10 protein-coding genes and 3 tRNA genes are annotated in these 12,150 nt (G+C 31.1%); 1 reads left to right on the forward strand and 12 read right to left on the reverse strand.

Annotated features, from left to right (window positions below):
• Positions 1 to 509: 509 nt before the first annotated feature.
• The 10 genes from rplT to C4Q29_RS03295 all read right to left on the reverse strand — a co-directional run bounded on the left by rplT (position 510) and on the right by C4Q29_RS03295 (position 10,535).
• Positions 510 to 863: a 50S ribosomal protein L20 gene (rplT, locus tag C4Q29_RS03245; protein WP_103981400.1), complete on the reverse strand. Its 354-nt coding sequence runs from the start codon at positions 861 to 863 to the stop codon at positions 510 to 512.
• A 10-nt stretch (positions 864 to 873) separates the two neighbouring features.
• Positions 874 to 1,065: a 50S ribosomal protein L35 gene (gene rpmI / locus C4Q29_RS03250; protein WP_103981401.1), complete on the reverse strand. Its 192-nt coding sequence runs from the start codon at positions 1,063 to 1,065 to the stop codon at positions 874 to 876.
• Between the two features lie 9 nt (positions 1,066 to 1,074).
• On the reverse strand, positions 1,075 to 1,614 hold the full coding sequence (gene infC / locus C4Q29_RS03255; RefSeq protein ID WP_200813123.1) for a translation initiation factor IF-3: 540 nt from the start codon (positions 1,612 to 1,614) through the stop codon (positions 1,075 to 1,077).
• 184 nt (positions 1,615 to 1,798) lie between these two features.
• Entirely contained in the window at positions 1,799 to 3,703 is a 1,905-nt protein-coding gene (gene thrS, locus C4Q29_RS03260; RefSeq protein WP_103981403.1) for a threonine--tRNA ligase, read from the reverse strand.
• Entirely contained in the window at positions 3,693 to 5,018 is a 1,326-nt protein-coding gene (gene hisS / locus C4Q29_RS03265; RefSeq protein ID WP_103981404.1) for a histidine--tRNA ligase, read from the reverse strand. Before hisS ends, thrS begins: the two co-directional genes overlap by 11 nt.
• Positions 5,019 to 5,042: 24 nt before the next feature.
• Entirely contained in the window at positions 5,043 to 5,789 is a 747-nt protein-coding gene (locus C4Q29_RS06325) for a hypothetical protein (RefSeq protein ID WP_159459199.1), read from the reverse strand.
• Between the two features lie 164 nt (positions 5,790 to 5,953).
• Positions 5,954 to 6,667, reverse strand: coding sequence for an ABC transporter ATP-binding protein (locus C4Q29_RS03280; RefSeq protein ID WP_103981407.1), 714 nt, complete (start codon positions 6,665 to 6,667; stop codon positions 5,954 to 5,956).
• An 8-nt stretch (positions 6,668 to 6,675) separates the two neighbouring features.
• On the reverse strand, positions 6,676 to 9,249 hold the full coding sequence (locus C4Q29_RS03285; protein ID WP_103981408.1) for an ABC transporter permease: 2,574 nt from the start codon (positions 9,247 to 9,249) through the stop codon (positions 6,676 to 6,678).
• Positions 9,250 to 9,567: 318 nt separating this feature from the next.
• Positions 9,568 to 10,317 (reverse strand): 2,3-diphosphoglycerate-dependent phosphoglycerate mutase, encoded by a 750-nt coding sequence (gpmA, locus tag C4Q29_RS03290; RefSeq protein WP_103981409.1) that lies wholly within the window; start codon positions 10,315 to 10,317, stop codon positions 9,568 to 9,570.
• 131 nt (positions 10,318 to 10,448) lie between these two features.
• Positions 10,449 to 10,535 (reverse strand) — tRNA-Leu (locus C4Q29_RS03295).
• An 857-nt stretch (positions 10,536 to 11,392) separates the two neighbouring features.
• Between C4Q29_RS03295 and C4Q29_RS03300 the strand changes: the two genes are divergently transcribed.
• On the forward strand, positions 11,393 to 11,752 hold the full coding sequence (locus tag C4Q29_RS03300) for a hypothetical protein (protein ID WP_103981410.1): 360 nt from the start codon (positions 11,393 to 11,395) through the stop codon (positions 11,750 to 11,752).
• Positions 11,753 to 11,877: 125 nt separating this feature from the next.
• On the opposite strand, the gene C4Q29_RS03305 is transcribed toward C4Q29_RS03300, so the two are convergent.
• Both C4Q29_RS03305 and C4Q29_RS03310 read right to left on the reverse strand, forming a co-directional pair.
• Positions 11,878 to 11,952, reverse strand: a tRNA-Gly gene (locus tag C4Q29_RS03305).
• 43 nt (positions 11,953 to 11,995) lie between these two features.
• A tRNA-Lys gene (locus C4Q29_RS03310) sits at positions 11,996 to 12,071 on the reverse strand.
• Positions 12,072 to 12,150: the final 79 nt, after the last annotated feature.

Here is a 12,150-nt window from a genome sequence, read left to right on the forward strand (position 1 = left end):
AGGCATAGTTGTTGAGGAGCCTAAGGTAAAAATATTCCAAAGGCTCCAATTCTTGAATTTATGAGCTCAAAATCAAGAAATAATTTATCATATTTTAAACTCTACTTTTTGGGGGACACCTCACTTTAATTTTAAAACTTATAGTTTTGGAGTTTTAGTAAGTATAAAATTCAAAAAGTGATTTTAAAACTTATTCTCTAGTTCCTAGATAAGTTTTAAATTCGGAAATCAATTTTTAAACTTATGGTTTTCTGATTTTCGTAAGTATAAAATTCAAAAAGTGATTTTAAAACTTATATTCTTACTATGGACGACTTACAGAAATTTTTGTCTTTTCAAATCCTAAAACCCACGAAAAAGGGATTTTGGATAAGTTTTTAACCACAAAAAAACGAGAACTTTTAAAAGCCCTCGTCTCTCTTGATAAAATGTAATTATCAAATTAAAAAAAAAGATGGTGCACAGATTGTATTTTCCAAATCCGCAACACCATCTAAATATTTTCTATCTTATAAAGCTTCCTTAGCTGTTTCAACTAATTGTGTGAATGCTTGAGAATCATTGATAGCAATTTCAGAAAGCATCTTTCTGTTGATATCGATATTAGCTTTTTTCAATCCATTCATAAATCTTGAATAGTTTAAGCCGTTTGCTCTTGCAGCAGCGTTGATTCTAGCAATCCATAATTGTCTGAAATCTCTTTTTCTTTGTTTTCTACCAATATATGAATATTGTAATGATTTCATTACAGCTTGTTTTGCTGTTCTGAATAATCTTGACTTACCGCCTCTATATCCTTTAGCTAATTTTAGATATTTTTTATGATTTTTCTTTGCATTAACTGCACCTTTTACTCTAGCCATCAATTACCTCCTAAGGAATCATCTTGTCGATTCTTTTCATGTCTCCCTTGCTTACTAGGGTTGATTTTCTTAAATTTCTAATTCTCTTTGGTGATTTTTTACCTGTGATATGTGATTTATAAGCTTTAAATCTCTTTAATTTACCTGTACCGGTTCTTTTAAATCTCTTTGCTGAACCTCTATGTGTCTTCATTTTTGGCATAATTTCCTCCTATTCGCTCTTAGGTTCGATCATCATGTGCATGTTTCGACCGTCCATTTTTGGTTTTGAACTGATTTGAGCCACATCGCTTAACTCTTCAAAGAATTTATCTAGCACTTCTCTACCTAGATCTTTGTGAGCCATTTCTCTTCCTCTAAATCTAACGCTTACCTTTACTTTATCTTCTTTGTTAATAATTCTTCTTGCGTTTCGAGCCTTAATTTCAATATCATGTTGTTGAATGTTTGGAGATAATCTAATCTCTTGCACACTCACTGTTTTAGCATTTTTTCTTGCTTCTTTTTGTTTTTTCATTTGATCATATCTATATTTGCTATAGTCCATGATCCTTGCAACTGGTGGTTTAGCATTTGGTGACATAAGTGCTAAGTCTAAATTTGCTTGAGCAGCTCTGTCCATAGCTTCATCCAGTGATACAATACCAACTTGTTCGCCGTCTTCAGCAATAAGTCTTACTTCTGGTACACGAATTTGCTCGTTTATTTGAAGTTCTTTAATAACATACCTCCTAAAGTATAGTAAAAATATTTTATACCAGCTTACCTATCTAAATAGTTACAAATAAAAATAGTAGCGCAGGCAAAAACCTACACTACTATCCTAATAAAATCAATATTAAGTGTAACCCAATGCGGTCAACCGATTAGGTGAGAGTAGGTAGCTCTTCTTCGTACTTGTATACTATACAACAATAAATAACTTATGTCAAATATTATTGTCTTTCTCTTACAGTTTTTACCATTTCTTGTAAAAACTCATCTAAATCATAGCTTTCAGTTTTCTTTTCACCATATTTTCTTACTGAAACGGTGTTTTCTTCAAGCTCCTTGTCACCGAATACAAATTGGTAAGGAATCTTGGAAGTTTGTGAATCTCTGATCTTCTTACCCATTGATTCATTTCTTCCATCAAATTCTACCCTTAATCCGGCATCTTTAAATTTCTTGTAAATTTCTTCTACTTTTTCTCCATGAACATCCACGCTTACAGGTATGAAGCTTGCTTGGACTGGTGCCAACCATAATGGGAAGTTACCAGCATAGTGCTCAATCAAGATACCAATAAATCTTTCTAATGAACCATAGATAGCTCTGTGGATCATAACTGGTCTTGATTTTTCATTGTGTTCATCGGTGTATTCAATATCAAATCTTTGTGGCATTTGGAAGTCTAATTGTACTGTACCACATTGCCATGGCCTATTTAGTGAGTCAAATAATTGAATATCAATCTTTGGTCCGTAGAAGGCTCCATCTGCTTCATTTATTTCATAGTCTAGATTTAATTCTTCTACAGTTTCAATAAGAGCTTTTTCAGCCTTGTCCCATTGTTCTACTGTACCCATGTAGTCTTCAGGTCTTGTTGAAATATATACCTTGTATTTGAATCCAAATTTAGAATATATTTCACCTGCAAGGCTCATGATTGACTTGATTTCATCTTTTACTTGTGATGGTAGACAGAATATATGCGCATCATCTTGGGTGAAGGCTCTTACTCTAAATAATCCATGTAGAGCACCTGATAACTCATGTCTGTGAACTAATCCTAATTCACCAAGTCTTATAGGAAGGTCCCTATATGAATGTGGTCTTGATTTGTAAACTAGGATTGAACCTGGACAGTTCATTGGTTTAATAGCATATGGTTCTTCATCGATTTCTGTGAAGTACATATTTTCAGCATAGTGGTCCCAGTGACCTGATGTATGCCATAGTTCTTCATTTAAGATCATTGGTGTAGAAATTTGACCATAGCCAGTCTTATCTAGTAATTCTAATAAGTAATCTTGTAATTGATTTTTTAGAATCATACCCTTTGGTAGGTAGAATGGGAATCCTGGACCCTGTTCAGCAAACATGAATAAGTCCATTTGCTTACCTAAAAGTCTGTGGTCTCTCTTCTTAGCTTCTTCAAGCATATTTAGGTATTCATCAAGCTCAGCCTGTTTGTTAAACGAAATACCATAGATTCTTTGCAACATCTTGTTGTTGTTATCTCCCTTCCAATAAGCGCCTGCTATTGAAAGTAATTTAACTGCCTTTATATCTTTTGTATTTAATAAATGAGGTCCCTTGCAAAGGTCTGTAAAGTCACCTAATTCATAAATAGAAATATTTGCATCTTCTGGCAAATCATTTATCAATTCTACTTTGTACTTGTCACCTCTTTTTTGGAAGTAGTCTAAGGCTTCTTGTCTAGAAATATCTTTTCTAACTAGGTCATGTTTTTCTCTAGCTATGTTTAACATTTCTTTTTCTATTTTTTCTAAATCTTCAGGAACAAATTGGTGGTCACTATCTATATCATAGTAAAAACCATTTTCAATTGCTGGTCCTATTGCAAAAAGTACATCTGGGAAAAGTTTCTGTATGGCTGCTGCCATCAAGTGTGATGTGGTATGCCAAAATAGTTGTTTGGCTTGATCACTATCATATTTGAAGAAATTTACTTGTCCATCTTCATATACTTTTTCTTGTAAGCCCATCAACTGGCCATTGTATTCGGCCCCTACTATAGATCTTGCAAATCCTTCTGATATAGATTTAGCAACATCTAATAATTGTATGCCTTCTTCAAATTCCTTAACATTTCCATCTGGAAAACTAATCTTCATTTACTACTCCTAAAAACTCTATTAACTCTTCTTTATTAATTGTTTTTTGATCACCATTTATATAATTTCTAACGGTTACTTCATTTGCTTCCATTTCATTTGTACCTACTATAAGGACTTTTTCAACATCAAGTCTATCAGCATAGGTAAATTTCTTTTTGGCCTTGCCATTTTCTAGATAAACTTGGGAAGCAAAATTATTTTCTCTCAAAATATTTACCAATTCTATAGCATATCTTTTAGACTCTTCATCCATTGGTATTACCAAAATAGGTTTATCAATTGTCTCTTCTTGCTTGGTCAAAAGCCCCGCTTCATTTAATTGGTAGAATAACCTAGTCAAACCTAAAGAAAGTCCAACACCTGGGAACTTCTTCTTGGTAAAGTTATTTGCAAGGTCATCATACCTACCACCAGAGCAAACAGCTCCAATTTCTTCATAGTCTTTTAGGTAGGTTTCATAAACTGTACCTGTGTAATAATCCAAGCCCCTAGTAATTGTAAAATCTATCTTTACATTTTCACTAGGTAAGTTGAAGTCTTGCATGTATCGGTAAACTTCTTTTAATTCTTTTACACCTTCTTTGAATTTTTCATTTTCAATTTGGTAGTTATCCAGTTTTTCTAAGGACTTTTCACTGCTATCTTCAGACTCAATAAAGTCGAAGATTTTTTCAATGTTTTCATCTGAAATTTCAAATTCTCTTAAAAGGTCTTTAGTTTTCTCTTCACCAATTTTAGCTAGTTTATCAATAGTCCTTAAAACTTCTTCGAACTTATTTATGGATAGTGATTCTAAAAATCCTTGTAATAGCTTACGGTTGTTTATCTTAAAGACTAATTCAGAAAAACCTAAGTCCTTAAATATATTAAATATTAGGCTAGGTAGTTCTGCATCATTGGCTAGGTCTAAGTTTTCATTACCAATGATATCTATATCACATTGGTAAAATTCCCTATACCTACCCTTTTGATTTCTTTCTCCCCTGTAAACCTTACCTATTTGGTATCTTCTAAAAGGAAAATGGAGATTTTCTTGATGCATAGCCACATATCTAGCAAGGGAAACAGTCAAATCAAACCTCAAGGCTTGGGCTGTTGACTCCTTGTCTATCCTATAAATTTGCTTGGAAGTTTCTCCTCCACCCTTAGAAAGTAGAATCTCTTCTTTTTCTATCAAGGGCGTATCAATATTTACAAATCCATATTTGATAAAATTTTCTTCGATAGTATTTTTCATATTATCGAAAAGTTTCTGTTCTTCAGGCAATAGTTCCATAAAACCTGGAAGAATAGAAGGTTTAACTATACTCATAAATCTCCACCTTATAATTTAATCCTAATATCCAAGTTGTTTTAATTTGTTATTTACTAGGCTTGATACATATTCTGGGTTTAGACCTGCCTTTTGTAATAGGTCAACTCTCTCCCAACCGTAGCCAAGCTTACCTTGGATTATCATGTCTATTACTTGATCAATATTAGCATTTTGTATTTGTGAAACAGTAACTTTAGCTGTACTCTTGTATGAACCAACCTTAACTGGTGTAAAGTTTTTCAATTTGTTTTGGTCAACTTGATTTGATTGGTTATTTTGGTTTCCACTATCGCTTGGTCTTTCAGTTTCTTTTTCTGTTTCTTTAACAGTTTCTTTTTCTGTTTCCTTAACTGTTTCTTTTTCTGTTTCTTTAACAGTTTCTTTTTCTGTTTCCTTAACTGTTTCTTTTTCTGTTTCTTTTCTTGTTTCTTCCTTAGTTTCTTTACTGCTTTCATCTTTAGTTTCTAAAGTAGTTTCTTTTTGACTATCAACTACAGTTGAGTTTGGCTTTTCTGTAAATAGCAATTTAATTGCGTAAACACTTATTGTTCCAACAAGTAGAAGAGCTAAAACAATCATGATAATTTTAATTAATTTATTATCTGATTCATCATTTCTTGGTCTTCTATTATAGCCACCTTCCCTATCTGGTCTAGGTCTTCTTTGTCTTCTTGTTTCTTGATCTTCATATCTAGATCTGTTTTCATTTGGTCTATTAGTATCTGGTCTATTTTCATTTGACCTGTTGTCTTCTGGTATATTATCCATATAATTCTCCTTTAGATTAATATTATTCTTCTATTATATATGTTTTTTAGAAAATAATAAACTAAAAGGCTAGTAAAATTACTAACCTTTTTGATTTCTGTAAACTTACTAATATAGAATATCGCTACTCTTGTATGATACTATATTTTGTGTTTAATGTTAAATTATATTTTATTTTTTTGTTCAGGAAAAACTTCTAAATACTTTTCTTCTATTTCTAGTAATTGGTATTTGTTTTCCATTTTAATTTCTTCTTCTATCAATTTACCATCTTTTAGGAACATAATATTGTCTGTCAAAAGGCTTATATCGGTTAAACCATGTGAAGAGATTATTATTGTAGCCCCTTCTTTAGCTATATCTACTAGCAAAGATCTAATCTGTATAAGCGATGTAGGATCAAGGCCATTGAAGGGCTCATCTAAAATTATTAATTTGGGATTATTCATAAGTGTCATTGCTATTAATAGTTTTTGTTTCATTCCTAAAGAATGTCGGGAAACCTTTTTATGAATAAATGATGATAAATGAAGCTTATCTATAATAATGTTTTTTCTTTCTTTATCTAGTTTTTGAGCCGATTCAATAAAAAGTAAGTGGTCAAATCCTGATAAGTAGCCATATAATATGTTGGTATCTATTAAAAAAGATGCTTTAGAAAATATAGGAGATGCATCATTTTTTTCATCTAATAAATAAACTTCACCTGAATCAGCCTTGATCAAATTTGCTAGTATATTAAATAAAGTCGTCTTTCCAGATCCATTGGGCCCAATTAAGGCATATATACCAGGCTTAGAAATTTCTAAATTCAAGTCTTTTAGTACAAACTTATCACCATAGCTTTTGGATAGATTTTCAATTTTTACTATGCTCATCTCCCACCTCATTTTATTTCTTTACTTTTAGATAATTTTACACTAATATAGGTCAAAATAAAGGACCATATCAATAAGACAAATATGCTGATAAATATATTATAAAATTCAAAAGATGCTTTAAAGATAATTGACCCATCAGCAATATTTCTCGCAATTAAATGTGAAAAAGGATTGATATAATTTAGCTGATATGGCAAATATTTACTTAAGTAGATCCCTAGGGTTAAAATACTAGTCAATATAACGAATACATCTATTTTTCTTCTAACAAAGATTGATATAAAAATTGCTAGTGAAATTAAAAATATTATTTGAAAAATTATAGCCACAAATAGTCTAATTAGATATAGGTAGATTGGAATCAAAGTAAAGTAATTCAATTTATCTTCATTTATCAATTCAATATTTTTCACCGTGTTCTTATAGTAAACTACAGGATAATTTATATTTCCAAAGCCCTCTGTTATAAAGCCAAGTAAAATTATCAAAACTACTATCACGCCTAGTATAGATAAGGATGTCACTAAAGAAGCTATTAGCTTGTTTTTTATAATCTCTTTCCTTTTGATAGGCTGGGTAAATAATAGCTTAATTTGATTTCCACTTTCTTTATCATTGGTAAATCCACCTGCACATACAAGGACCAAGAAAATAATCATAATTATATCTAGCTTGTAGATGTTAAACATCCTATAAAGTGAATATATGGAAGAATGGCTGCTTTCATAATGTAAGTCATCATAAGTCAATGCCTTAATATTAAGAGGACCTTCTTCTAGTTTGGATTGGTATATTATCCAATTTTTTAAAAGTGGTTTATGGTTAATTTCTGCTAATTTTTCTAATCTTGCTAAACCTTCAAAATACGATGCCTTTGAATAGGCTAAATCGGCCCTACCAATAGGCGAATGTATTCCAAAGTCATTTTGGTAAATCTTTTCTTTTAACTTATAATATTCTCTTCCATTTTGACTAGTATAATATTCTTTTAGTTTTATAGAGTCTTCTTTTTCGTCTTTTAATTTTTTTATTTCATCCTTATATGCCTCAAGTCTTATTTCGTAATACTCTTCAAATGATAATTCCATAGGCTTATCTATTAGGTTGACACCACCACTTATGATAAGATCCTTATTTTTTATAAAGTCTTGCATGGCTTTTTCTTCTTTTTCTATAAAATCTTCTATAGAAGAATTATTTGCCTCAGACAAGTATTCGTCCCTAAGCTTATCATCTTCAAATTTAAGTCTGAAAAATAAAGCTGCTAGTACTACAAAAGCTAAGCAAATATATAGGTAAAAATCAGGCGACTTATATATTTTTAGATTTTCAAAATCTAATAGGCTTAATTTTTTAGGATGTTTTTGAATCTTTGTTTTTTCCTTACCAAATATATCAACTTTAACTAAGGCCAAGATGAAAAATAATACAGAAATAGCGAAACAAATAATATAAGGCAATATTCCTTTAGCTAGACTTATTTTTTGTATAAGTGTATTTCCATCCTCTGCTAACACCTCTACAATGCCGCCTGTTAAGGTCATTTTATAATCAAATAAATTTATAGGATTATAAGATGAAAATGAATAGGTGTTGTACATATTCACAAATACTAGAAGGCAAAATATGCTAAGTAAAATCCCAAAGGCCTTTCTAGAATTATTAACTTTTGAGCTTATAAATAAGACAAAAGAAGATATAAGTGTAAATAATGCTAGGTAGGATAAAAATAGACTTATTAGTAATCGGTAGCCTTTGATGTAAGATAGGTCCTTGCTATCAAATACTTTATAAATATCTGAAAAACCTAGTCCTCCCCCTTGACCTACAATTATAGATCCAATTAACATAAAAACTGAAACTAGGGAGAAGTATATTATCAAAGTTAATATAAATAAGAAAAATTTATTCTTAAATATTGCAAAATCATTTAATCCATTAGTTTTCAGTAGATTATAAGTACCTTTTTCTCGCTCTTCAGAAATAATGTTGTGAAATAAAATAATAACAAATAATATTAGAGGAAAAGCAAATAATATTTTTTGGTTATGGACTAAATTTTTTGTCAGGTTTGGAAAGTATTTGCCACCTTCTTCGTAGGACATGGGACTTGCACTGGTAGTTTTCATATTGTTGCTTGCAAATTTTACCCATTCCCACTGAGATTTTTTATAGTTTTTAACCTTTATATTGTACTCATTTAATAGCTTATCAAAACTCTCAACTTGTCTAATATATGCAGCCTTGTATTTTGCCTTATCAACCTTATCTTCATTTCTAGGTCCATCTAATATATAGGCCGACCAAATATAAGTATCTATTTCATCAATTCTACCAGCTATTTTAGCTTTGTCATCTTCACTTAAGTGGTCATTATCCTTTGAATGTAAGTCTATATAATTGCTAAAAGTGCTGATTTCATATACACCATTTTCATTTATTTCAATAGCTGAAGGAAAAGTTGGGTTTCCATTACTTTGATTGTTTATCAAGGCAAAGGCAGATGTCAACAAGGCGAATATTGTAATGAATATAAAGTAGTTTTTCTTAAATATTTTTTTTAACTCAAATTTTAACATAAGTCTTTAATCAAATACTGAATATACAGATCTTGATCATCCTCCTATTTTAAATTGTAGATTTGTAAGTCTAATAACTTACAAGTTTATACATTATAGCGAGCGGTTAGAGTATTATTATTCATTTTCACTATCTACTATCGCCATGTCTATTATTTGTTTTTTTTATAATTAAATAAATATTTCTATAATAATATAATAATATCTTGCTTATGTCAAAATTTTACTTAGATATAAAAATAAACGGAATCTACTAATATTTTAAGTAGCATTCCGTTTATTTTACATTAAATTATTCTATATTTTATTAAGTGTAGTTTATTTCACCTTACTTTGTGCCTTGACAGCTTCCATTTTTGCTTTTACAGCTTCTTGGTCACCAAGGTACCTACGACTTATTACATTCATATTTTCATCTAATTCATATACAAAAGGTATTCCTGTTGGTATATTCAAATCTGCAATGTCATCATCTGAAATATGGTCTAGGTATTTTACTAGCGCTCTTAATGAGTTACCATGGGCAGCTATTAAAACTTGCTTGTTAGCTAATATTTCTGGTTTGATGCATTCTTCAAAATATGGTATAACTCTGGCAACTGTATCTTCTAAGCATTCAGTCAAAGGTAAATCTTTTTTGTCGACATTCCTATATTGGTCTTGCAAGGCAGGATTTCTCTTGTCATCTTCTTCCAAGGCTGGTGGTTGTACTGAATAAGATCTTCTCCATAGGTGAACTTGCTCGTCACCATATTTTTTAACGGTTTCTTTCTTATTCAAACCTTGTAAGGCTCCATAATGTCTTTCATTTAGTTTCCAGTTTTTAATTACTGGTATCCATTCTTGGTCTAATTCATTTAATACATAGTTTGCAGTATGGATAGCTCTTTTTAGGTATGAAGTAAAGCAAATATCAAATTTGAATCCTTCTTCTTTCAATAGCTTTCCACCATTGATTGCTTCATTAATCCCTGTTTCTGATAATTCTACATCGGTCCATCCGGTAAATAGGTTTTCCTTGTTCCATTCACTTTCGCCATGACGAACCATAACTAATTTATATGTCATATAAGCCTCCTTAGGTTAACCTAATTTTATAGTTCTTTCTATCTAACTAGATTATAGTCCTAAAGAATTCACTTGTCCATAAAAACTTATAAAAAAAGTCCCTATTTAAAATTAAATAGAAACTTTGCTTATGGTGCCTAAGAAGAGACTCGAACTCTCACGGGCTTTCGCCCACTACCCCCTCAAGATAGCGTGTCTGCCAGTTCCACCACTTAGACTAATATTAAGTTGTTGGCTTTTAAGCCATATAAGGGTCGTTTTGCTAGTGCAGATTATTGTCAAACAAACCACATATATAAGTATAACATGAAAATACGAAAATTTTTCAAAAATTTAGTGAAAATTATTAGGAAGTTTAGGAAAAATGTTTAGCGGGTTTTAAAATGATGTGAGGATCAGTAATATTTAGAATAATCATGACATTATTAGGATGAATGTCATGTGGATTCCTCAACTGTCTCTCCCTGTCATGATTTCAAATCCCATCTTTTCATGACTATTTGAGCCTTTTCTGCTCCTATCATGAATTCCATCCCCAACTTTTCATGACTATTTGAGCCTTTCTTGCTCCTGTGATGAATCCTATAACAAACACTTCATGTAGATGCTGAACAGTCTCGCTCTGTCATGAATTCTGTAGCAAACTTTTCATGTCTATTCACCAAAATCTCAAAATACACATGAATCATCTAAGACCTATGTCATATAAACTCACAAAAAAACTAACTATCTCTATTTAGTTTTTTCTCGAACTTAATCCATCTTTATTATTTTTGATCGAGTCACACACAAGTCATAAAGCTGTTCTATTTCTAAAAATTTTATATATTATTATATCTCACACCTCATTCTAAAAATGCTCCCTACTCGGTCACATTTTTCTTCATTCGATGTTGAAGGGCCAGACATCGACTCGCACTGCACTTCGTTTGTGCTTGTCGTGTCATGACGTAAAATTGTGACCCGTCACAATTTTACTCCAATTCAATGATAGTATTGATTATTTTCAAATTTAAATATATAATAAAAAAAAAGAATATTAATTTATTGCTATGGTAAATGAAGGAGAAATCTTATGAAAAAGAAGCTATATATTGGTATAGGAATATTTTTAATAATACTTATAGTTGCAGGAATTATAACAAACTATATAGATAGTGGTAGAGTTACTACAGGACATGAGCCAAAGTATTGTATCAAGGTAGTTAATGATAATGGTCGTAAAGTGACATATTGGGGATTAGGTTACAAAGTTATTAGATATGTTGGGGTATCTCCAAAAGAGCCTTATGAAAATAATATAGGTGTAAAAATGGGTAATTGGTTTATGAAATATGAATTACCAAAAGATAATGAGCTTAATAAAGAAAACACCAGTAGTATAAGTAAGCTAAATGATTTTTACAATGCCAAATTTACAAAAATAGATATGTAAAAATTTATAAAAGATATGTATATCATATTCAATCATGAAAAAAGTTCTCTTTTATAGAAGAGAACTTTTTTTTAATTTTATATAAAACAAAAACTTACGAACAGATAAGTCCGTAAGTTTTTTAGTGGAGCGGATGAGGAGATTCGAACTCCCGACCCTCGCCTTGGCAAGGCGATGCTCTACCACTGAGCCACATCCGCATGTGGTGGCGAAAATAAAATTTTCGCCATTTAATTTATTTTTTGGTGCTCGATAAGGGATTCGAACCCTTGGCCCACGGATTAAGAGTCCGCTGCTCTACCAGCTGAGCTAATCAAGCTGACTAGATAATTATATAACCTATAAAAAATCTTGTCAAGCTTTTTTTCTGGTAAATTTGTTCTTCATTCATTATAAGT

This window comes from Helcococcus massiliensis (assembly GCF_900258485.1).
In the GTDB taxonomy this organism is placed as follows: Bacteria; Bacillota; Clostridia; order Tissierellales; family Peptoniphilaceae; genus Helcococcus; species Helcococcus massiliensis.

Coding starts and splice junctions, on each gene's coding strand:
- rplT (WP_103981400.1), bottom strand. CDS start 863: ATGGCTAGAGTAAAAGGTGCAGTTAATGCAAAGAAAAATCATAAAAAA.
- rpmI (WP_103981401.1), bottom strand. CDS start 1,065: ATGCCAAAAATGAAGACACATAGAGGTTCAGCAAAGAGATTTAAAAGA.
- thrS (WP_103981403.1), bottom strand. CDS start 3,703: ATGAAGATTAGTTTTCCAGATGGAAATGTTAAGGAATTTGAAGAAGGC.
- hisS (WP_103981404.1), bottom strand. CDS start 5,018: ATGAGTATAGTTAAACCTTCTATTCTTCCAGGTTTTATGGAACTATTG.
- C4Q29_RS06325 (WP_159459199.1), bottom strand. CDS start 5,789: ATGGATAATATACCAGAAGACAACAGGTCAAATGAAAATAGACCAGAT.
- C4Q29_RS03280 (WP_103981407.1), bottom strand. CDS start 6,667: ATGAGCATAGTAAAAATTGAAAATCTATCCAAAAGCTATGGTGATAAG.
- C4Q29_RS03285 (WP_103981408.1), bottom strand. CDS start 9,249: ATGTTAAAATTTGAGTTAAAAAAAATATTTAAGAAAAACTACTTTATA.
- gpmA (WP_103981409.1), bottom strand. CDS start 10,317: ATGACATATAAATTAGTTATGGTTCGTCATGGCGAAAGTGAATGGAAC.
- C4Q29_RS03300 (WP_103981410.1), top strand. CDS start 11,393: ATGAAAAAGAAGCTATATATTGGTATAGGAATATTTTTAATAATACTT.